At 64.5% G+C, this 20,294-nt stretch carries 21 protein-coding genes and 2 pseudogenes; 16 read left to right on the plus strand and 7 right to left on the minus strand.

The window, feature by feature from the left end:
- Nucleotides 1-49 precede the first annotated feature (49 nt).
- From FS320_RS14115 to FS320_RS14155, 9 genes are all read left to right on the plus strand, one after another.
- The gene (locus tag FS320_RS14115; RefSeq protein WP_152712507.1) at nucleotides 50-748 is read left to right on the plus strand and encodes a hydrolase; all 699 of its coding nucleotides are present in this window, start codon (nucleotides 50-52) and stop codon (nucleotides 746-748) included.
- Between the two features lie 347 nt (nucleotides 749-1,095).
- On the plus strand, nucleotides 1,096-2,967 hold the full coding sequence (locus tag FS320_RS14120) for an amidohydrolase (RefSeq protein ID WP_152712526.1): 1,872 nt from the start codon (nucleotides 1,096-1,098) through the stop codon (nucleotides 2,965-2,967).
- Between the two features lie 14 nt (nucleotides 2,968-2,981).
- Nucleotides 2,982-3,407: a DoxX family protein gene (locus tag FS320_RS14125; RefSeq protein WP_152712508.1), complete on the plus strand. Its 426-nt coding sequence runs from the start codon at nucleotides 2,982-2,984 to the stop codon at nucleotides 3,405-3,407.
- A complete protein-coding gene (locus FS320_RS14130) occupies nucleotides 3,404-5,056 on the plus strand; it encodes an MFS transporter (protein WP_152712509.1) in 1,653 nt (550 codons plus the stop codon). The genes FS320_RS14125 and FS320_RS14130 overlap by 4 nt, the downstream gene beginning before the upstream one ends.
- Entirely contained in the window at nucleotides 5,053-5,295 is a 243-nt protein-coding gene (locus FS320_RS14135) for a DUF1427 family protein (protein WP_152712510.1), read from the plus strand. Before FS320_RS14130 ends, FS320_RS14135 begins: the two co-directional genes overlap by 4 nt.
- A gap of 3 nt (nucleotides 5,296-5,298) precedes the next feature.
- Nucleotides 5,299-5,460 carry a DUF1427 family protein gene (locus FS320_RS14140; RefSeq protein WP_152712511.1) on the plus strand — a complete coding sequence of 54 codons (162 nt, stop codon included), beginning with the start codon at nucleotides 5,299-5,301 and terminating at the stop codon, nucleotides 5,458-5,460.
- A gap of 22 nt (nucleotides 5,461-5,482) precedes the next feature.
- Complete coding sequence (locus tag FS320_RS14145) at nucleotides 5,483-5,770, plus strand: YciI family protein (RefSeq protein WP_152712512.1); 288 nt, start codon at nucleotides 5,483-5,485, stop codon at nucleotides 5,768-5,770.
- A gap of 64 nt (nucleotides 5,771-5,834) precedes the next feature.
- Nucleotides 5,835-7,352, plus strand: coding sequence for an alginate export family protein (locus FS320_RS14150; RefSeq protein WP_202882862.1), 1,518 nt, complete (start codon nucleotides 5,835-5,837; stop codon nucleotides 7,350-7,352).
- A gap of 87 nt (nucleotides 7,353-7,439) precedes the next feature.
- Nucleotides 7,440-8,159: a YoaK family protein gene (locus tag FS320_RS14155; protein ID WP_152712513.1), complete on the plus strand. Its 720-nt coding sequence runs from the start codon at nucleotides 7,440-7,442 to the stop codon at nucleotides 8,157-8,159.
- Between the two features lie 76 nt (nucleotides 8,160-8,235).
- On the opposite strand, the gene FS320_RS14160 is transcribed toward FS320_RS14155, so the two are convergent.
- Nucleotides 8,236-8,424, minus strand: coding sequence for a hypothetical protein (locus FS320_RS14160; protein ID WP_152712514.1), 189 nt, complete (start codon nucleotides 8,422-8,424; stop codon nucleotides 8,236-8,238).
- Between the two features lie 734 nt (nucleotides 8,425-9,158).
- Here FS320_RS14160 and FS320_RS14165 point away from each other — a divergent pair.
- Nucleotides 9,159-10,025 (plus strand): helix-turn-helix transcriptional regulator, encoded by an 867-nt coding sequence (locus tag FS320_RS14165; RefSeq protein WP_192926288.1) that lies wholly within the window; start codon nucleotides 9,159-9,161, stop codon nucleotides 10,023-10,025.
- Nucleotides 10,026-10,126: 101 nt separating this feature from the next.
- Entirely contained in the window at nucleotides 10,127-10,840 is a 714-nt protein-coding gene (locus FS320_RS14170; RefSeq protein WP_152712516.1) for an alpha/beta hydrolase, read from the plus strand.
- Between the two features lie 620 nt (nucleotides 10,841-11,460).
- Here FS320_RS14170 and FS320_RS14175 read toward each other — a convergent pair.
- The 5 genes from FS320_RS14175 to FS320_RS14195 all read right to left on the minus strand — a co-directional run bounded on the left by FS320_RS14175 (nucleotide 11,461) and on the right by FS320_RS14195 (nucleotide 13,810).
- Complete coding sequence (locus FS320_RS14175) at nucleotides 11,461-12,045, minus strand: IS5 family transposase (RefSeq protein ID WP_244627133.1); 585 nt, start codon at nucleotides 12,043-12,045, stop codon at nucleotides 11,461-11,463.
- A 97-nt stretch (nucleotides 12,046-12,142) separates the two neighbouring features.
- Entirely contained in the window at nucleotides 12,143-12,394 is a 252-nt protein-coding gene (locus FS320_RS14180) for a hypothetical protein (RefSeq protein ID WP_152712517.1), read from the minus strand.
- Nucleotides 12,395-12,457: 63 nt separating this feature from the next.
- Complete coding sequence (locus FS320_RS14185) at nucleotides 12,458-12,892, minus strand: IS5 family transposase (protein ID WP_152712518.1); 435 nt, start codon at nucleotides 12,890-12,892, stop codon at nucleotides 12,458-12,460.
- Entirely contained in the window at nucleotides 12,811-13,239 is a 429-nt protein-coding gene (locus tag FS320_RS14190; RefSeq protein ID WP_152712519.1) for a transposase, read from the minus strand. The genes FS320_RS14185 and FS320_RS14190 overlap by 82 nt, the downstream gene beginning before the upstream one ends.
- Before the next feature lie 145 nt (nucleotides 13,240-13,384).
- Complete coding sequence (locus tag FS320_RS14195) at nucleotides 13,385-13,810, minus strand: hypothetical protein (RefSeq protein ID WP_152712520.1); 426 nt, start codon at nucleotides 13,808-13,810, stop codon at nucleotides 13,385-13,387.
- A gap of 283 nt (nucleotides 13,811-14,093) precedes the next feature.
- On the opposite strand from FS320_RS14195, the pseudogene FS320_RS14200 reads away from it, so the two are divergent.
- From FS320_RS14200 to FS320_RS14220, 5 genes and pseudogenes are all read left to right on the plus strand, one after another.
- A pseudogene (locus tag FS320_RS14200) lies at nucleotides 14,094-15,718 on the plus strand (IS1182 family transposase).
- A gap of 69 nt (nucleotides 15,719-15,787) precedes the next feature.
- Nucleotides 15,788-15,949 carry a hypothetical protein gene (locus FS320_RS14205; RefSeq protein WP_162562907.1) on the plus strand — a complete coding sequence of 54 codons (162 nt, stop codon included), beginning with the start codon at nucleotides 15,788-15,790 and terminating at the stop codon, nucleotides 15,947-15,949.
- 370 nt (nucleotides 15,950-16,319) lie between these two features.
- On the plus strand, nucleotides 16,320-18,098 hold the full coding sequence (locus FS320_RS49755; RefSeq protein ID WP_338105342.1) for a calcium-binding protein: 1,779 nt from the start codon (nucleotides 16,320-16,322) through the stop codon (nucleotides 18,096-18,098).
- Nucleotides 18,099-18,534: 436 nt separating this feature from the next.
- The gene (locus tag FS320_RS14215) at nucleotides 18,535-18,723 is read left to right on the plus strand and encodes an SAM domain-containing protein (protein ID WP_152712523.1); all 189 of its coding nucleotides are present in this window, start codon (nucleotides 18,535-18,537) and stop codon (nucleotides 18,721-18,723) included.
- A 22-nt stretch (nucleotides 18,724-18,745) separates the two neighbouring features.
- On the plus strand, nucleotides 18,746-19,378 hold the full coding sequence (locus FS320_RS14220; RefSeq protein WP_162002986.1) for a response regulator: 633 nt from the start codon (nucleotides 18,746-18,748) through the stop codon (nucleotides 19,376-19,378).
- Between the two features lie 341 nt (nucleotides 19,379-19,719).
- On the opposite strand, the pseudogene FS320_RS14225 reads toward FS320_RS14220, so the two are convergent.
- Nucleotides 19,720-20,172: pseudogene (locus FS320_RS14225) on the minus strand (transposase); the annotation flags it as partial.
- Nucleotides 20,173-20,294 lie beyond the last annotated feature (122 nt).

Genomic DNA, 20,294 nt, shown 5'->3' on the forward strand with positions numbered 1-20,294 from the left:
CACAGCGGCCGGCCACGGCGTCCCTACAGCCAAACCCGGAGGAAGCCCCATGGCGACGAACGCAAAACCGGTTCCCGGCAAGACCCTTGTGTCCCCGCAGGATCACACGCTGATCATGATCGACCACCAGTCGCAGATGGCCTTCGCGACCAAGTCGATTGACGCCGTGACCCTGCGCAACAACGCGGCCATGGTCGCGGAGGCGGCGGCCGGCTTCAAGGTCTCGACCATCCTCACGACGGTGGCGGAAAAGACCTTCTCCGGCCCGATCTTCGACGAGATCAAGGATGCCTTCCCGGGCGCGGACGTGATCGACCGCACCTCCATGAACACCTGGGAGGACGGCCGGGTCACGGACCGGGTGAACCAGATCGGCAAGAACCGGCTGGTCTTCGCCGGGCTGTGGACCTCGGTCTGCATCGTCGGCCCGACCCTGTCCGCCCTCGACCAGGGCTTCGAGGTCTACGTCATCGCCGATGCCTGTGGCGACGTCACCGACGAGGCGCACGACCGCGCCATGGACCGCATGGTGCAGGCGGGCGTACGGCCCATGACCTCCCTGCAATACCTGCTGGAGCTCCAGCGCGACTGGGCCCGCACCGAGACCTACGATCTCACGACCGGCATCGCGAAGCGGCATGGCGGCGGCTACGGCCTCGGCATCATCTACGCCAAGACCATGTTCGGCGGGCAGGAGAACGCTGAGGTGAGCGGCCACGGGCTGGCTACGGACGCCGCGGCCGAGTGAAACCCAGCATCTGAGCGTCCGGCAAGCCGCGATTTTTGATCTTTCAGACTTGCCGCACGCGGGATGCGCCGCGACGGGGGCCGGCTCGTGCCCTCTGCGAGACGGCCTTCGACAATGTTCAGCGACGTCAAACAGTGTGTTCGCGGCACGGGCAATTATCTCTCGGCCGCGAACCACTACCCTCCCTCGAACAGGCCAGGGGAGGTCCGAACGGCCTTCCGACGGGCCCTTCACTTCAAGGGAGTTCAACCATGGTCCACAATCCCAACCGGCGCACGGTCGTCGCAGGACTCGGCAGCTTCGCGGCTGGGTTCGGGCTTCGCCCGCAACGCGCGGAGGCACAGTCCATGAACGCCACCCCAGACCTCATCCTGTTCAACGGCAAGATCACCACCCTCGACCGGCAGAACCCGCAAGCCGACGCCGTCGCGATGAGCGGTGGCCGCTTCGTCGCCGTGGGCACGGAGCGTGAGGTCATGGCACTCGCCGGACCCGAGACGAGGCGCATCGACCTGAAGGGCCGCCGGGTGATCCCGGGCCTGATCGACAGCCACACGCACATCATCCGCGGCGGCCTGAACTACAACATGGAGCTGCGCTGGGACGGCGTGCGCTCGCTGGCGGACGCCATGCGCATGCTCAAAGAGCAGGTCGACCGCACCCCGGCCCCGCAATGGGTGCGTGTGGTGGGCGGCTTCACCGAGCACCAGTTTGCCGAGAAGCGCCTGCCGACGCTCGACGAGATCAACGCTGTCGCCCCTGATACGCCAGTGTTCATCCTGCATCTGTACGACCGGGCGCTCCTGAACGGGGCCGCCTTGCGGGCCGTCGGCTACACCAAAGACACACCGAACCCGCCTGGGGGCGAGATCCAGCGCGACGCCCAGGGCAACCCGAACGGACTCCTGCTCGCCAAGCCGAACGCCAACATCCTGTACGCGACCCTGGCCAAGGGCCCGAAGCTGCCGCCCGAGTACCAGAAGAACTCGTCCCGCCACTTCATGCGCGAGGTCAACCGCCTCGGCATCACCAGCGTCATCGATGCCGGCGGCGGCTTCCAGAACTATCCGGACGATTACCGGATCGTCGAGGAGCTGCACCGGGAAGGCCAGATGACGGTCCGCATCGCCTATAACCTGTTCACCCAGAAGCCGAAGGAAGAGCTCAACGACTTCCAGAGCTGGGCCAAGCAGGTGAAGCCGGGTCAGGGCGACGACCTCTACCGCCACAACGGGGCCGGCGAGATGCTGGTCTACTCCGCCGCCGACTTCGAGGACTTCCGCGTCGAGCGTCCCGACATGCCGCGCTCGATGGAGAACGACATGGAGCCGGTGGTGCGCCTGCTGGCCGAGAACCGCTGGCCCTGGCGGCTGCACGCCACCTACAACGAGACCATCACCCGGGCCCTCGACGTGTTCGAGAAGGTCAACCGGGATGTGCCCTTCAACGGCCTGCACTGGTTCATCGATCACGCCGAGACCATCGACGAGCGCAACATCGACCGCATCGCCAAGCTGGGCGGCGGCATCGCGGTCCAGCACCGCATGGCGTACCAGGGCGAGTACTTCGTCGAGCGCTACGGGGCCAAGGCGGCGGAGCGCACGCCACCGATCCGGCGCATGCTCGACGCGGGCGTGCCGGTGGGCGCCGGCACAGACGCCACCCGCGTCGCGTCCTACAATCCGTGGGTATCGCTGTCCTGGCTGGTGACGGGCAAGACCTTGGGAGGCCTCACCCTGTATCCCAGCGCCAACCGGCTCGACCGCGAGACGGCCCTGCGGCTGTGGACCGAGGCCAACACCTGGTTCTCCACCGAGCCGGGCAAGAAGGGGGAAATCAAGGAAGGCCAGCTCGCCGACCTGGCGGTGCTGTCGGACGACTTCTTCTCGGTGCCCGAGGACGCCATCCAGGACATCACGTCGGTCCTGACGGTGCTCGGCGGCAACCCGGTGCATGGCGACGGCGACTTCAAGGATTTTGCCCCGCCGCTGCCGCCGCCGATGCCGGACTGGTCGCCGGTGCGGACCTTCGGCGGCTACCAGAAGCGGGCCGACAGTGGTGAGGAGCGCAAGTACGCCTTTGCGGCCGCCAACTGCGGCTGCGCCAGTTCGTGCGGTGTCCACGGCCACGCCCATGCCGCCGCCCTGGCGGCCAATGTGCCGACCTCGGACGCACGCTCGTTCTGGGGTTCGCTCGGCTGCTCATGCTGGGCTTTCTGACCCGGGAGGCTTCCATGAATGACATCGCCGTCCCCCGGCCGATTGCCCAGGTCCTGGCGCTGCCGGCCCTCGACTATTTGGCCCGCCTCGCCCTCGCGGCGCCGTTCCTGATCAGCGGCGTCGTGAAGCTCCTCGATTTCCCCAGGGCGATGAACGAGGTTGCCGGGCTGGGCCTGGAACCGGCGGGCCTGTTTGCGGTGGCGGTGATCGTCACCCAACTCGGCGGCTCGCTCCTGTTCCTGACGCGACGCTACTGCTGGCTCGGGGCTGGGCTCCTCGCGGGCTTCACGGTGCTGGCGACCCTGCTGGCGCACCCGTTCTGGACCTTCGAGGGACCGGACCGGGGGCGCCAGACCGCCACCTTCTTCGAGCATGTAGCCATTGTCGGCGGGCTGGCCATGGCGGCCCTGTTCGTCAATGGCCGGAGCGCCCCCCGATGACGGCACCGCAGAACACCGCGGCCGAAGGCAAGGCGCTTCCCCCGGCGGGCACGTTCGCCCCCCTGCGGCATCGCCTGTTCGCGGTGATCTGGGCCGCCACCGTGCTGGGCAACACCGGCACCTTCATGCGCGACGTTGCCTCCGCCTGGCTCGTCACGGACCTCTCCCCATCGCCCGCCGCGGTCGCCATGATCCAGGCCGCCGGCACCCTGCCGGTCTTCCTGCTCGCCATTCCGGCGGGCGTCCTGTCCGACATCCTCGACCGCCGCCGCTTCCTGATCGGCATCCAGATTGGGCTGGCGGTCGTGAGCACCGCGCTCGCCTTCCTGGCCTGGACCGGCACCGTCTCGGTCGTGAGCCTCGTCGCCCTCACGTTCCTGGGCGGCGTCGGTGCGGCGCTGGCGGCGCCGGCGTGGCAGTCCATCGTGCCCGAGCTCGTTCCCCGCCCGGACATCAAGGGGGCCGTGGCGCTCAACTCGCTCGGCATCAACATCGCCCGGTCCATCGGCCCGGCGCTCGGCGGCTTCCTGCTTGCCGCCCTGGGAGCCGCCGCCGTCTACGGGATCGACGTTCTCAGCTATGTGGTGGTGAGCGCGGCCCTGCTGTGGTGGCCGCGCGAAGCCGGGGCCGATGAGGGCCTGCGCGAGCAGTTCGGCGGCGCCCTGCGGGCCGGGCTGCGCTACGCCCGCGCCAGCCGTGAGCTGCACCGGGTGCTCTGGCGGGCAGGCCTGTTCTTCGCCTTCGCGAGCGCCGTCTGGGCGCTGCTGCCCATCGTCGCTCGCCAGGAGATCGGCGGCGGGCCGGGCTTCTACGGCCTGATGCTCGGCAGCGTCGGGGCCGGGGCGATCACGGGCGCCCTGCTGCTGCCGCGGGTCCGCGCCCGCCTCGGCCAGGACCGGCTGGTTCTTGCCGCCTCACTGGTCACGGCGGCTTCAACGGTCCTGCTGGCGCTGACGAATTCCGAGGTGCTGGGCATCATTGCGGCCTTCGTGCTCGGCACCGCCTGGATCACGATGCTGACCACCCTGAATTCCACCACCCAAGGCATCCTGCCGAACTGGATCCGAGGCCGGGGCCTGGCGATCTATCTCACGGTGTTCAACGGCGCGATGGCGGCGGGCAGCCTGGGCTGGGGCCTCATTGCCCAGGCCATCGGCACGGATGCCGCGTTGCTCGTCGCCGGAGCCGGATTGGCCGTCGTGGCGGCCCTCGCCTATCGCGCCGCCCTGCCGAGCGGCGAAAGCGACCTGACGCCCTCTCTGCACTGGCCCGAGCCAGCATTGGCCGAGCCGGTGGCGCATGACCGCGGGCCGGTGATGATCACGGTCACCTACCGCATCCAGCGACCGGACCGCCCCGCCTTCCTGGCGGCGCTCGACCGGCTGTCCGAGGAGCGCCGCCGCGACGGGGCCTACGCCTGGGGCGTGTCCGAGGATGCGGCCGACCCGGAGCGGATCGTCGAGTGGTTCTTCGTCGAGTCCTGGGCCGAGCACCTGCGCCAGCACCGACGGGTCTCGAAGACGGACGCCGACATCCAGGCCGAGGCCCGCCGCTTCCATCAGGGGCCCGACGATCCGGTGGTCGAGCATTTCCTGGCGCTCGAACCGCGCCGGGCAGGAGGGCCCGTTACAGAGGAGGCCACGTCATGAAGATCGTTCTCGGACTGCTCCTGGCGCTCGGGGTCGGCATCGTGTGCCGGCTCGTCGGCCTCCCCCTGCCGGCGCCCCTGGCGCTCACCGGGGCCGTGCTCGTGCTCGCCATGTCCGCCGGCTACGAGCTCGTCGACCGCCTCGCGCCCCAACGCGAGGCGACGCAGCGCAAGAATTGCGGCGGATCGGACGCGGGCGTCGGGACCGCCCGTGACGCGTCCCGCCAGACCGTGGGGTGAGCCATGCTCCAGATCGCATTGGGCATAGTGATGGCGTTCGGGATCGGCGCCTTCTGCCGCTGGTTCGACATCCCGTCGCCAGCCCCACCGAGGCTGGTCGGCGCGCTTCTGGTGGTCGCCATGACGGTCGGCTTCCTCCTCACCGACCACCTTCTCGCCGGATGATGAGGGCTCAGGGGAACGCGGTATGCTGTTCGTGATCCATGCGCTCGACAAGCCCGGTGCGCTGAATGTCCGACTCGCCCACTATGACGCCCACAAGGCGTTTTTGGCTGATCCGAGCGCGTACGGCGTCCGCATCGTCATGTCGGGTCCCCTCACCGCGGATGACGGCACGACGATGATTGGGAGCCTATTCCTGGTGGAGGCCCCCGACCAGGCAACGGTCGAGCGCTTCAACCAGGCCGATCCCTTCCACGATGCCGGCATCTGGGAGCGTGTGACGATCACCGGCTTCCTGCGCCGGCAGGGATAGGCGAATGGCTCCGGCGGCTCATCGGAGCGCCAAATTGAACTTGGATGGAACGAGGGAGGGAGGCATGTTCCGCGGGATGGGCGGCCCATCAGGCCCGGAAAATCCGAGGGCTCACTCCCGGTTCGGACCCGCCGTTCCGGCATGGGCCGCAGGCGCCGTTCTACTGGCGACCGCCCTGGCAACCGTTCCGGATGCCATCGCCCAATCCCCCGGGCAAGGCCAGCCGTCCGGTGAACAGAGCGCTGCCGAGAGCCCGTCGGCACCACCGAAGCTGACCAACCTCCGCTACACGGAGGATTACTCGTACCTGAGGGGCCCATCCAACCGGACCGGAGCCTGGTGGGAGCCATTCAAGTACATTCCGCTCGATGCCTCGGGCACCAGCTACCTGTCCCTCGGAGCGGAACTCCGGTTCCGGGAGGAGGCCTATTGGAATTTCAACTGGGGCGAAGTTCCGGTCGACAATTACCAATGGTACCGCATCCTGCCTTATGCGGACCTGCATCTCGGGCCGAACGTGCGCCTGTTCGGCCAGATGATCGGGGCCTGGGCCACGGGCAAGGAAACCAATGTCACCGGGGTCGACGAGACTGGGCTCGAACTCCTGCAGGGTTTCGGCGAACTCAAGCTGCCGCTGGGTGATGGCGCCGACCTGACCCTGCGCGGGGGGCGGCAACTGCTGTCGTACGGCTCGGAGCGCCTGATCAGCCTGCGCTACGGCCCCAACGTGCTCCGGGCCTTCGACGCGGGCCTGGCGTCCGTCGAGGGGGGTCCCTGGCGTGTCGATACCTTCTACGCCCGGCCGGTGCGGAACGAGGTCGGCAGCTTCAACGACCGTTTCAACGAGGACCGGTCGGTGTGGTCGGTCTACGCCACCCGCAAGCTGGAGGAGATCAGCCCCACGTCAGGGCTGGACCTCTACTACATCGGCTACCGCAACACCGATGCCGAGTTCAACCAGGGCAGCGGGGACGAGGTCCGGCATACGCTCGGCAGCCGGTTCTTCGGCAAGGCGCAGGCCTGGGACTGGAACTTCGAGGGCATGGTCCAGTTCGGCAGCTTCGACGGCGGCAACATCCGTGCCTGGTCGGTCGCCTCCGACACCGGCTACACCTTCGAGGATGTCACCTTCAGCCCGCGGGTGGGGCTGAAGGCCAACATCATCAGCGGTGATCGCAATCCGAACAATCCGAATTTGCAGACCTTCAACGCTCTGTTCCCACGAGGCAAATACTTCGGCGAGATCGGCCTGATCGGTCCGTACAACCTGATTGATGTGCATCCGAACCTGACGCTTCATCTGAACGATCAGTGGACGCTCTCGGGAGCCGCAGTGTTCTATTGGCGGGAGAGCCTGGGCGACGGCATCTACGACACCGCCGGAGGCCTCGTGCGGCCGTCGGACAACAGCCGGGCCCGCTACATCGGAACCCAGGCGGACGTCATCCTCGGGTGGGAGCCCACCCGCTGGTTCAGTGCCGAACTGGCCTACTCGGTGTTTGCGCCGGGACAGTTCATCAAGGACACCGGACCGTCCAAGACGGCGCATTTCGTGGGGTTCGAGACCGTCGTGAAGTTCTGAGCGCGCGGAGGGGGTGGCACACCCGGAGACTCCGGCGAACCGTCGGGCACGAACCCGTCCGCCCTGGTTGGAACAAGGAGCAGCACGATGCCGGCACCACCCATCGCCGACCCGAAGGATCCCCTCCCCCTGGTTCTCATCGTCCTCTCCGCCGTCACGGGCCTGGTCGATGCGGTGAGTGTCCTGGGGCTGGGACAGGTCTTCGTCGCGAACATGACGGGCAACACGGTCTTCCTCGGCTTTGCCGTCGGCGGGGCGCCGGGGTTCGAGGTCCCGCGCTACGTCATGGCGCTCCTGGCATTCCTCGCCGGCGCCCTGGCCGGCGGGTGGGTTGCCAACGCTTTCGCCCGGTCGACCCGCAGGCAGTGGCTGCTGACCGTCGCGGCCGTCGAAGCCATCCTGTTCTGGATCGCCGCCGCCGTGGCGCTCGGGTACGACGCCGGGGGCCTGTCGCCGGCGTCGCGGCTGTTCACGCTGATCGGCCTGACCGCCATCGCGATGGGCCTGCGCAACGCCACCGTCCGCCGCCTGAAAGTGCCGGACCTGACGACGACTGTCCTGACGCTGACCCTGACCGGGCTTGCGGCCGACTCCTCGCTGTCGGGCGGGGAAAACAGAAACTGGCGGCGCCGCGTCGCGGCCGTGGTGGCGACCTTCGTGGGGGCCGTGATCGGCGCGGTGCTCGTCCGCTTGAGCGGGTTGGTCGTCCCGCTCGTCGTCACGGGTGCCGTGGTGCTCGGCGTGACGCTCGCCTATGCGGCGCATCCGGCGTCGCGGGCGAGCGCCGGAGAGCCCGACGGTCCATAGCGTCCGTTCCGACCGTGAACTCTGTCCCGACGCGGCCCGCGAGGAGATGGGCGTCGGATCGGAGGTTCGTCGATGGTCAGGCCTGGGCCGGTCCCAGCACCTTCATTTCGGCGCCGCAATCGGCGCAGGTGCCCAAGGATGGGGCCGCGATCATATGGACGGTGTTGCAGTGTGGGCACCCCTTGAGAGCGGGAACCAGCGATCCCCGCATCTGGCCTGCGCCCTGTCGGAACGCCTCGCTGAATTGGACAGCCTGTTCGAACATGGTTGCCTCCTTCGGAGGAAGCATGATGCCGTTGGAGAGCCTGATTCTCCTCCCGCCGTCCCGCTCCGTCAATCAGACAATTTTGTCGGCACCTTTGGAATGTCCCCATACCTGTGGTTCGTTCGCGGCTCAAATCAAACGGTGTCAGCTTGATCGCCCCCAATGTCCCTGAAGGCACAATCAGCAGACTTTCACGGAGATCTGCTTTTCTTAGTGTTTGACCTAATGCAGCCATTTGACTGCTCGGCAACGGCGTGAGCGAGGTCAACATGGACCAAGCGGATGCCCTGGAGAAAATGCGCTCCGGCGAGGTGGCGGCCGGCGGCGATCCACCGCGGTCTTAAGGTCGGCCCGCCCTGGCCGGAAACCGCGAACATGTTCTTGCATGGGCGCAATATCGGTATTGTGAACAGGTAATTGTCTTGCATCGCATAAAGGATGACTTGAGTTGGGCCGGTCCAGGCGCCTTCGTTGTGAAGTCGTTCCGGAATTCCAACCTCGCGGCGACCGGCACATCGCGCCCCCAAGGCAACTCCTCGCGGGAAGAAAGAAGACTCGTCCTGTTAGCTCTTCAATGCGAGAATGAGGGGGTGAGTGATGGGCGGGGCGAGATGCTCACTCGGCTCTGAACTGTCACTAAGCAGGCCGACCCCGAAAGGATCTAAAGGCTCAGGCCAATGCCCAGTTCTGCTAAGCCGGCATCCACGCAGAATCCCGTCGCCATGGCAGTCGGGTTGCCGGATGCGCCGGTTCTGACCACACGCGCGGCTCGCGGGACCGGTCTGGCGTTCCTTGAGCTCAATTGCGAACGGCGCAACGTCGGCATTACCCACCCAGTGCGCGAAGACGCGTTCTTGGTCGCGCTCCAGATGAACACGTGCCCCGATTTCGATTTGTACGCAGATGGCAAGTCGATAGCACCAAAGGATTTCGATGCCGGCACTGTCGCAATCTTCGACTTAAGGATGAACCTTGCCACTGACTTGCGAGACCCATTCCACGCTGTCAATCTCTACTTGCCCCACAAGGCGCTTGTGGCCATGGGTGACGACGGGGATATCCCGAGGCACATCCAGGAACTTCATCATAAGGTTGGTGAGACTGTTCGGGATCCGGTCGCCCGCGATTTGCTGTTGGCTATACGGCCAGCCCTCGCTGCAAGACCGGAGGAAACCCCCGAACTCTTCGTTGATCACGTTGCACTGGCGCTTTCGGTTCACGTTGCCCGTCGATACGGCGACGTCGCGGCATTGCCGCGGCAATGGGGAGGCGGTCTCGCACCATGGCAGGAGCGTCAAGCCAAAGAGCTCCTCGACGCCCACATGGGCGGGGGCCTCACGCTGAACGCCCTCGCTCGCTCCTGTGACCTTTCGATCAGGCACTTCACGCGCGCGTTTCGTCAGTCGACCGGCATGGCACCCTATCAGTGGCTGCAACATCGGCGGATGGAGAAAGCGAAGCAACTCTTGGAGACATCGTCGACTTCGCTGAGCGCCATTGCCTTGGACTGTGGTTTTGCAGATCAGAGCCATTTCACCAGAACCTTTTCGCGCGTTGTTGGCGTGACGCCAAGGACATGGCGCCACACGAAACGCGAATAGTTTTGGCTCAATCGTTCCACGTTTGGCCGTTTCGTTCATGACCCAAGGGGCAAGCGTCCGTAAATCTCGGCCGTCGATTTCTTAACCCTAGGAGGTGTCAAATGGCTGGTGCTGCTGGAGCCCTGGTTTCGATTGTTCTTGTCCATGGTGGTTTTGTGGACGGTTCCGGCTGGGAGCCGGTCTACACCATGCTGAAGAACGACGGCTACGCAGTCAGTGTCGTGCAGAACCCAACATCGTCGCTGGCCGATGACGTTGCGGCCACCAAGCGGGTCGTCGCCGGCGAGACGAACCCGGTCATTCTTGTCGGCCACTCGTACGGCGGGGTCGTGATCACGGAAGCAGGCAACGATCCGAAGGTTCGGGGACTGGTCTATATCGCGGCCTTTGCGCCGGATCGGGGCGAGTCCGTCGCGTCGCTCATCAAGAACCCCGCGCCGGGAGCTCCGGTACCTCCGATCTTGCCGCCGCAGGACGGATACCTGCTGCTCGACAAGACCAAATTTGCCGCGTCCTTCGCGGCTGATCTCCCCAAGGAAAGGGCGGACTTCATGGCGAACTCGCAGCTTCCCTGGGGCGTGAGCGCTTTGGAAGCGGCAGTAACGGAAGCGGCCTGGAGAACCAAGCCGAGCTGGTATCTGGTCGCCACCGAGGACAAGATGATCCCGCCCGAGGCACAGCGGGCCATGTCCAGGCGCGCCGGCGCAATGGTGACCGAAGCGAAGGGCAGCCATGCGATTTACGTCTCGCAGCCGGAAGCGGTGGTCGCCGCGATCAAGAATGCCGCGAAGGGCGTAGGAGCGGCGGCAGAGTAAACATCTGCCACTCGACCGAGAAGCGGGTTCGACATCCGTATTCACGCTTTTCGGTCGCAGTGCGGATGAGCGCAGTTGAGACACCATGGGAACGTCTTAGAATGGCACGAGGCAGACCTTAGCTGGATATCCGCTTTGAGACTGGGTCCGGTCGATCACATGAACCGCTACACGGATTGTTTCCATCTTGGTGAGCCCCGCTGATCCCTAGACCTTGCCGGACCCCCTTGCTCCTGTTGGCGTTCTTACAAACCGATGTTGCTGCCTGAGAGGCTCCGCGACACACGCATACCGGCAGCTTAGTCGGACCAGAGGTCGCTTTTCGGGGGCGGCGTCGGGTAGCCAATCGACTTGCCGAACGAGGTCCTGTTACATCCGGCAGCCCAGCCAGGATGCTGCGCCGGTCTCGGCTCATTAGGATTCAGTGAGAGCAGCCATGGACCGCAACAATGACCAAGGCTCACTGGGAGCCACTATCGCCGCTGTGCTCGTGCTGACCGGGACCATCAGCGCGCTTTATCTGCCGCTTTTCCTCTGATGAAGGATCGGCTCGCCCGAACAGCCAGTTGAGGGCACACCGTCTGCTGGTTAGCCCGGGAGCCGAACCCGATGCATTGGCGTCAGGCCCTCAGGGCCTTCTGGAGCCAGTCCTTCAGCCCACGATAAGCCGTGTCGGCCCACATCAACTCAATGGCCGGAAACAGATTCTGCAGACCCTCCAGCAGGAGTTCGGCTCCGGCGCGGTCATGGAGGTCGGCGGGATGCACCTTGTTCTTCAGCAGATTGCCTTGTGTATCAACCAGAAGATGGCGCTTGCGGCCGTTGATCTTCTTGCCGCCATCGTATCCACGCGGTCCGCCCATCTCAGAGGTTTTCACTGATTGGCTGTCGATGATCGCCGCACTCGGCTGCGGATTGCGGCCGGTCTGACAGCGATAGCTCTCGCGCAGAACCTGGGTCACGTGTTCCCAGGTACCATCCTCGCGCCACTGCGCATAGTGGTAGAAGACAGCACCGCGCGGCGGATACTCGTGCGGCAGCAGCCGCCATTGCGCCCCGGTGCGCAGCAGATAGAAGATGGCATCGACGATGCGCCGGAGCGGATAGGTCTGCCGCCGTCCCGCCGGATGACTGCGGGGGACGAGGGGCGCGAGCAGTGCCCATTCGGCATCAGTGAGATCGCAGGCATAGAGACAAGTATCCATAGCGGGGCTCCTCAACCGTTGCACACCCCGCATCCGCCTCATCAATCTTCACGAAAGCTATTCCAAATCAAGCACTTGAAGCGAGTAATAAAATTGCTCACCAGCCTCTTAGCCTATGATAAAATGGTTCTACCGCCTTGACGAGATCGTCCTCCAAGCGGGCGTACATCCTCGCCGCTTCGTATTGAGGATCGATCCCACGATCCGCCAACATCTTCAGATACTTTTGTGTGTCGGATAATTGACGCTGATAATCATCATAACTCTTGAGTAAAGCCCAACTTGAATTAGGTAATTTATTCCTTAGCCAGGCTATTACTTTGACAGCCTGTCCGAATTTAATAGCCACTTTCGTCTCCTTTGCGAACTGTTCCCACTGAAGCTAAATGTGTGTGGTTTGAATGTCATTGCTTTAGGTCGTGTGGACGGATTTGATGAGGATGAAACTCAGAGCAAGTGCGACGAAGGAACCGTAGTTCACGTCAGTCTTCTCGCAGCGTAAAGCAATGCGCTTGAAGCGCTTGAGCTTTCCCATGGTTTGCTCGATGCGAGCGCGCCCGCGGTAGAGCGCCTTGGGAAAGAACTTCGGCTTGTCTTTGGTCGTCGTGCGGTACGGAATGGCCGGGCAGATGCCGCGGGAACGGGCAGCCTGTCGGTTAGCCTTGGCGTCATAGCCCTTGTCACCCACAGCCGCCCGCGGCGTGATGTCGGGACCAAGATCGAGCAGCATCTCGAAGTGCGGGCTGTCGCTGGCCTCCCCACCGGTCAGGCAAAAGCCCAGCGGATCGCCAGCCCAGTCGGTCTTGAGGTGGATCTTGGTCGAGAAGCCGCCACGGGAGCGGCCCAGGGCCTGCCGGCTCTGCCCCCTTTTGCCCCGGCGGCCGAGACATGCGCCCGCACGATGGTGGAGTCGAACATCTGCACCAGATGCGCCGTGTCACTCAGAGCCGCCAAGGCGTCGAAGAAGGCCTCGAACACGCCCGTCCGGCTCAGGCGCCAGAAGCGTTTCCAGACAGAGTTCCAGTTACCAAAGCGCTCAGGTAGGGCCCGCCAGGTGATGTTGTGAACCGTGAAGTAGTGCAGCGCCTCCAGGAAGCGGCGGTCATTGCGGCCCTTGGCGCCGCGCCGGGAACACGAGGCGGTAAACACTCGCAGCACTGTCGCCCAGTCGTCCTCCGTCATTCCCGTCAGCATGGTCGCGCCTCCTGAAGCCGACCCGCTATGAATCATCGCTACACTGATTTGGGAATCTACCTACCCGTTGCTCGGCCCAATCCGTCCACACGGCCTAGTGCAAGATCTGCCGCATTAGATCAGGCGAAGTCATCTTTGCCATGGGTCAGTTCCCGATATCTACGAGGTGCTGGAGGAATTCTTCGATCTGCATGGCATCCTGACGCACACGCGCTGCACCAGCCAGGATCTCGTTGGTCCAATCGATGGTGTCGATCAGCACAAAATCCTCGGCGCTGCCTTCAACGCCGCGCGCATCAAGCCCAATCCCCACGACGTATCGAAACTCGGGTCGAGCCGCCTTGGCGGCAACGCACCGCAACTGCAATTCTTGACTGCGGCGCTCCCGGTATTTGGCATACTCGGCGCGCGGCGCCCCGGGACCGATCAGCAAAGCGTAGACCACATCTGGCCGATCGGATGGGAGCATACTACCAACCCAGGCATCACGCGCCCGCTCTGCCCGCTCAAGGATTGCTTTCGATAATATCCGACGATGGAAGCGCGGCTCAGAAGCCATGATGCGCACCATCTTCTCATAATCGTTCATGTCAAGTTCGTTGCCAAATTCGAGGGTACGGTCGAGGTAATGGTCGGTGAGTTACTCAACGAGCCCGTCCCAGAATGCGCTGACTTGGTTCTCCCGCTGCCCGGCCAGAAAACGGGCATTGGTTTCGATGCTGCGCCAGAGGTCGGGCACCACCCAATATGGACTTGCTTCGGAAGAGATACTGCTGGCGAATGTGCCGGAGCCCTTGGGGCACGGATCAGCGTTCTAGGTTTTAGGGGGCAGTCCCACCATCTCGGAGGTCCTCATGTCGCTCCGCCCGACCCCGTACCGTGATGTTCCGGTCGCAACGGCAGCCGTCGCGCGTGCCGCGTTCCCGCATGGCAGCCCCTATCTGCGCCTGCGTGACCACCTTGGGACGATCTTTACCGATGCCCAGTTCGCGTCCCTCTTTGCCTCTTGCGGGCGGCCGATGCGGTCCGCAGCCGCATCGATTGGAAGTACCTGCTGAGCCTGGAACTGACCGATCCTGGCTTTGACGCTTCGGTTCTGAGCGAGTTCCGCAGCCGTCTCGTCGCCGGAGGCGCGGAAGAACAGTTGCTCGACACTCTCCTGGCGCTGTGCCAGGAGCACAAGCTGCTGAGCGCCCGAGGCCGTCAGCGCACCGACTCGACCCATGTGCTCGGAGCCGTCCGCTCCCTGAACCGTCTCGCCTGCGTGACCGAGACCATGCGGGCGGCCCTCAATGTCTTGGCGTCCGCGGCTCCCGCATGGTTGCGCGCTCATGCCAATCCCGCCTGGATCGAGCGGTATGGCAGGCGAGCTGACGACTATAATGTCCCGCAAGGCGAGGCGAAGCGGCGCGCCCATGCCGAGCAGATCGGGCGTGATGGTCATCAGCTGCTTGCTGCCATCATAGCTCCTGGTGCACCAATCTGGCTGCGTGAGATCCCGGCCATTGAGCTGCTGCGGCAGGTATGGGTGCAGAATTTCTGTCTCACCGACCAAGCTCAGACCGGAGAACCTGAGGATGGCCTATTCTCTGAGACCACTCCCCGGGTGCAGTGGCGGACCGACCATGAGGGATTTCCGCCCTCCCTGCTGATGGCCGGATCACCCTACGATCCAGAGGTCCATTATGCCAATAAGGGGACGACAACCTGGATTGGCTACAAGGTTCATCTGACCGAGGCTTGTGACGAGGGCGGCCCGCACCTGATCACGCATGTGGAGACCACGCCGGCACCGGTCGTGGATCGCGACGCCCTCAACACCATTCATGATGGGCTCAAGGCCAAGGGTCTGCTACCCGATACCCATCTTGTCGACGCCGGCTATGTCGCGGCCGATCAACTCGTCGCCAGTCGCCGGACCTATGGCGTCACGCTCCTGGGGCCGGCTCCCCGGAATTATCAGTGGCAGACTCAATCCGGTGAGGGCTTCACCTTGCAGGACTTCATCTTCGATTGGGATCGGCAAGTCGCAATCTGTCCGGCCGGGCACGAGAGCTGGAGCTGGCGTCCGGATTACTGGCAGGGACGAACCGCCTTCAAGGTGCGTTTCTCGACCACTCACTGTCGTCCCTGTCCGTTGAAGGCACAGTGTACCCGCAGCGATCGGCGGCTCCTGACGCTGCGCCCACAGGAGGAACATGAGACCCTTGCAGCGGCTCGCGAGCGTGAGGCGCAGCCTGCCTTCGCCAAAGAGTACCAGAAGCGCGCCGGCATCGAGGGAACAATCTCCGCCGGGGTCCGGGCTCTGCACCTGCGGCGCTCGCGCTACATCGGTCTCACCAAGACGCATCTCCAGCACGTGCTGACGGCGGCTGCCATGAACCTCATCCGACTCGGGGCTTGGTTCGCGGGCACGCCGCTCGCACGAACCCGGCAATCCGCCTTTACCAAGCTCATGATGGCTCCCGTCCCAGCATGATGAATTCGCCAGCAGTATCCTTTTCGGAGCAAGTCCAACTCGCTGCTGAGCCGGCGCACCGGAGCGCCTGTGGCACGGCTGCGTCCCACCGACGATCCCGCAAAGGTGCAGGTGCTGTGGTGGGACGGCGAGCAGTGGAAAGCTCCCGGCCCGTTCGGCACGCCCACCATGACCCTGGAGCGGGCTTTGGACTACATCGCCTCAGAACGCGCATTTTGGATCCACGTCTGATCCTCAGCGCCCTCAAGAAATGGCCAAGGTCGAGCTTAGTGGCGGCCAGGACATCAAGCACCCGGAGAGCCGTTGGCTGACCACTCTGCTAAACCAAGCGCGCATGAACTTCGCCTTCATTCATGCGCAGCACCTCGGAGTAGGCAATAATTCGCGTTGACCGATTTAGGACTTATATTTCTATTTGGCAGCCTCGCGCAGGGGAAGATGCAGTGTTTATCCGAGCAATGAAACTACTCGCGAAGATTTTGCCAGAGAACACTTCAGTTAAGGCAGTTCGTGTGCTTCGAGAGTTTGACAGAAACGTTAAGCTCTATTCCAGTGCTTAGATGAAATGGGCGGATCTTCGTCGTCAGGTCACCACAAAGCAGTGAGTTATATTGAGGAGGCTCAAAAGTCTACTGCATTAAGCCTGACTGGCGATCTTAACGCGGCAGCCAACAAATTCTTTCGAAAGCTCGGTGGCTATGTCGCTGGTGGGACTGCCGTCACCCTGGGAGGAGTGATTTACCGGGATGAGATTTCGGATGCGTGGAATGGTCTGGTTGACGGGATCGTGACGCTCCAGGATCTGGTTAATTTCCTCAACGAGGAGGATGCGATCGAGGGCGCACAGGTTGCCGCGGTGGCTGACCACAGCAACCAGGATCTGGCGATCGCCGAGACCCTGGTGGAGGACGGCGGCACCTTTGCAGTGCTGTCCGGCCGGCACGCCGACCGCCTGACCGGCAACAGCGCCGCCAACCTCCTGTCTGCCGGCGACGGCACCGACACCCTCAGCGGCGGCGCCGGCGACGACCTCCTGACGGGCGGGGCCGGCGCCGATCAGATCGACGGCGTCGAGGGCTTCGACACCCTCGACTACTCCGAGTCGCAGGCCGGGGTGGCGGTCAACCTCGCCACCGGCGACGGCCGGGGCGGCCAGGCCGAGGGCGATGTGATCGCCGGCATCGAGGCGGTGGTCGGCTCCGCGCATGCTGATGCCCTCACCGGGGACGATCAGGCCAACGCGCTGATCGGCTCAGACGGCGCCGACACCCTGACGGGCGGGGCCGGCGACGACCTGCTGATCGGCGGCCAGGGCGCTGACGTGCTCGAGGGCGGGGAGGGCTCCGACACGGTGGACTACTCCGAGGCCGCGGCTGGCGTCAGCGTCAACCTGGAGAGCGGTCTGGGCCAGGGCGGGGAGGCCGAGGGCGATGTGCTCTCCGGCCTCGAGCACGTGGTCGGCTCGGCGCATGGCGATGCGCTCACCGGCTCGTCTGAGGCCAATGCCCTCAACGGCGGCGGCGGCGACGATGCGCTCAGCGGTCTGGCGGGCGACGATCACCTGGTGGGCGGCGCGGGCGCCGACGTGCTTGACGGCGGCGCGGGCTATGACACCGCCTACTACACCGCGTCCGGTGCCGGCGTGACGGTGGATCTCACCACCGGGATTGGCCAGGGCGGGGATGCGGCAGGCGATGTGCTCTCCGGCCTCGAGCAGGTGATCGGCTCGGCGCATGCGGACAGCCTGACCGGCTCGGCCGAGGCCAACCTGCTCAGCGGCCTGTCCGGCGATGACGTGCTGGTGGGCGGCGACGGCGACGACGTGCTGGTGGGCGGGGCCGGCGCCGATGTGCTGGATGGCGGCATGGGCGAGGACCTGGCCGACTACACCGGCTCGGATGCGGGCGTGGTGGTCGACCTGCGCGCCGGCACGGGGGCGGGCGGGGAGGCCGCGGGCGACTGGCTGGACGGGGTCGATCATGTGCTCGGCAGCCTGTTCGACGATCAGCTTCTGGGCCAGGACGGCTGGGGCAACCTGCTCTCGGGCGGGTTTGGCAATGATGTGCTCGACGGGCGCTCGGGCGCCGACACGCTGATCGGGGGCGCGGGCGACGATGCGCTCACCGGCGGGGCGGACGCGGACGTGTTCGGGTTTGCCGGGGCGATCGGCCATGACGTGATCAGCGACTTTGAGAGCGGGGTGGACGTGATCAGCTTTGCGGCGGAGGACGAGGACTTCGCGGACGGGGTCTCGGTGCTGCAGGCGGCCGAGCAGGTGGGTGAGCATGTGCTGATCCGGCTCGACGACGAGCGCAGCCTGACGCTGGCCAACACCCAGCTCACCAGCCTGAGCGACGCCGCCTTCACCATCGCCGCATAAGCACAAGGCTGGGCAGCCGCCGGAAAGCACAACAGCGATCAGGAGCGCAGCGGCACCCATGCCGCTGCGCTGGGCATCTGAGTTCTTGCGGCGAAAGGCTGAACCTGGATGCATGGCTGAGCGCCCTTGATGGGCTAGGCAGGCAGCGAATGTGCAGGCACCGCCCCCTCCATCCTGCCATTCTCATTCCCTTTGGGAACAGGCTGGTTCTCTGGCCTGTCCAAACTTCCAGCACGCTTTGCTGCCCCGCCCCAGTGGCGGGGTTCTTTTTAAGATCGCCTGAACACGAGGCTGTCCTGCCCCGGCGCAGAATTACAAAAGACAAGAGCTGTCAGGGCAAGGGCCGATAAGCCAGAGGGCATCGGCTCGGGCATCCTTCCTATCACATCTGAGGCCGCCCTCTCGTCGTCGGCCTGAGGCTTTGAAAGGATATGCCATGTTGAGCCTTGTTCTCTCGTCCATCCAGGCCGTCCGTAAGGAGATCCAGGTCCGCCACGCCATGCGTGACCTCCTCGCCCTGGAGGATCGCAGCCTGCGCGACCTGGGCGTTTCTCCCACGGGGGTCGAGCAAGCCGTGCGTACAGGCGTACGCGATGACGATGCCGCCCGCACTGCCATCCTGTAACCCTGGCAAGGGAACCAAGCCGATGCGAAACCTGCCTGCCCCGCAGCAAGCTTTGGACCAATGTCTGGCGCAATGTGCCAGGCCGCACCTAGGCGAAGGCTCGGTACTGCTGCTCGATCAGCCTGTTGCCGTGGGCAGCCGGCTGCTGCACCGCCCGATCGGAGCCGCACGGGCCACGCCGTACCGGATCGAGCGAATCGAGGCGGACCGGGCCTATCTGGTGCCGATCGATCAGCCTGAAGCCGTCTGGGTGAAGATGGCGCAGACCGCTCCAATCCCTGAGACGGTGCTGGTGGTGGACGATGATCCGCTGATCCGTCTGCTGGTGTGCGACAGCTTGGAAGACGAGGGCTTTGTCACCCTGTGCGCGGCCAGCGGCGATGAGGCGCTTGGCCTGCTGCAAGGAGGGGCTGAGATTGATGCCGTGGTGAGCGACATCGACATGCCGGGCTCAACCGACGGTCTTGCCCTCGCCCGATGGCTGACAACGCAGCAGCCAGGATTGCCGGTGTTTCTGGTCTCAGGCCGTAGTGCTCATGAACTGGAGGGAATGCCCGAGGGCGTGACCTTCCTACAAAAGCCTCACGCGATGACAAGCCTCCCAGGGGCTGTCAGGCGGGCGCTGCCGGACCGTCCGGCCCATCTCAAAACGTGAGCGCTGGGTCTGAAGCTGTCCGAAGGACATGAGCACGTGCATGTGGCTAAGACGGCGCTGGCTGCCGAGCCGACATCGATTCCAGCGCCATTGGATAGGTACTGTTGTTTTGCAGTGTGTATCCGCTGTGCTTGCGGAAGTCGATGTTGGAAGACACGAGAGATTGAGCTGTGAATTGAGTATAACCAAATAATTTTTGTATTAAGCCATTGCTGGCGGTGAAAAGCAGGCACTCCAAGAGTGGACTTGTTTCACACCAAGAGACGATCGCTCAAGATTAAATCAAGATCGTGTCCCACGGCGTGGTGTAAGAGCGCCAGTCCTCGGCTGAGCCGGGTTGCTCAGGCGGTCACGGCTGACAGCCTGCGAACGGGATCATCGCTCAACGCGCTCAGACTTTCCAGCGACATGTAGTGCCGGCTCACCGCCCATTCATCGTTCTGCTCCAGCATCAGGGCTCCCACCAGCCGGATCACCGCCCGGTCGTTGGGAAAGATCCCCACCACGTCCGCCCGTCGTTTGATCTCGCCGTTGAGCCGCTCGAGCGGGTTGGTCGAGGCAATCTGACCCCAGTGCTCGCGCGGAAAGCTCATGTAGACCAGCACCTCCTCGCGCGAGCGGTCCATCAGCTCGACGAGCTTGGGACAGCGTTCACGCAGGGCATCAGCCACCGAGGCCCACTGCTCTCTGGCCGCCTCAGCCGTGTCCTGGGCGAAGATGGTCTTGAGCATCGCCATCACGGCCGGGCGCTGCTTGGGGGCCAGATGCGCCATGGCGTTGCGCATCCAATGCACGATCCGAACGCAATCGATGCATTGCGGTTTGGCACCAGGATTTCGTTCCGGTGGGTGGCGACCAGCAAGCCGCGCCGCTCCCGTTTGTCGGGGCCACCAGCGCGACAGTGGTAGGGTTCATG

The organism is Microvirga tunisiensis (assembly GCF_009296175.1).
Lineage (GTDB): Bacteria > Pseudomonadota > Alphaproteobacteria > Rhizobiales > Beijerinckiaceae > Microvirga > Microvirga tunisiensis.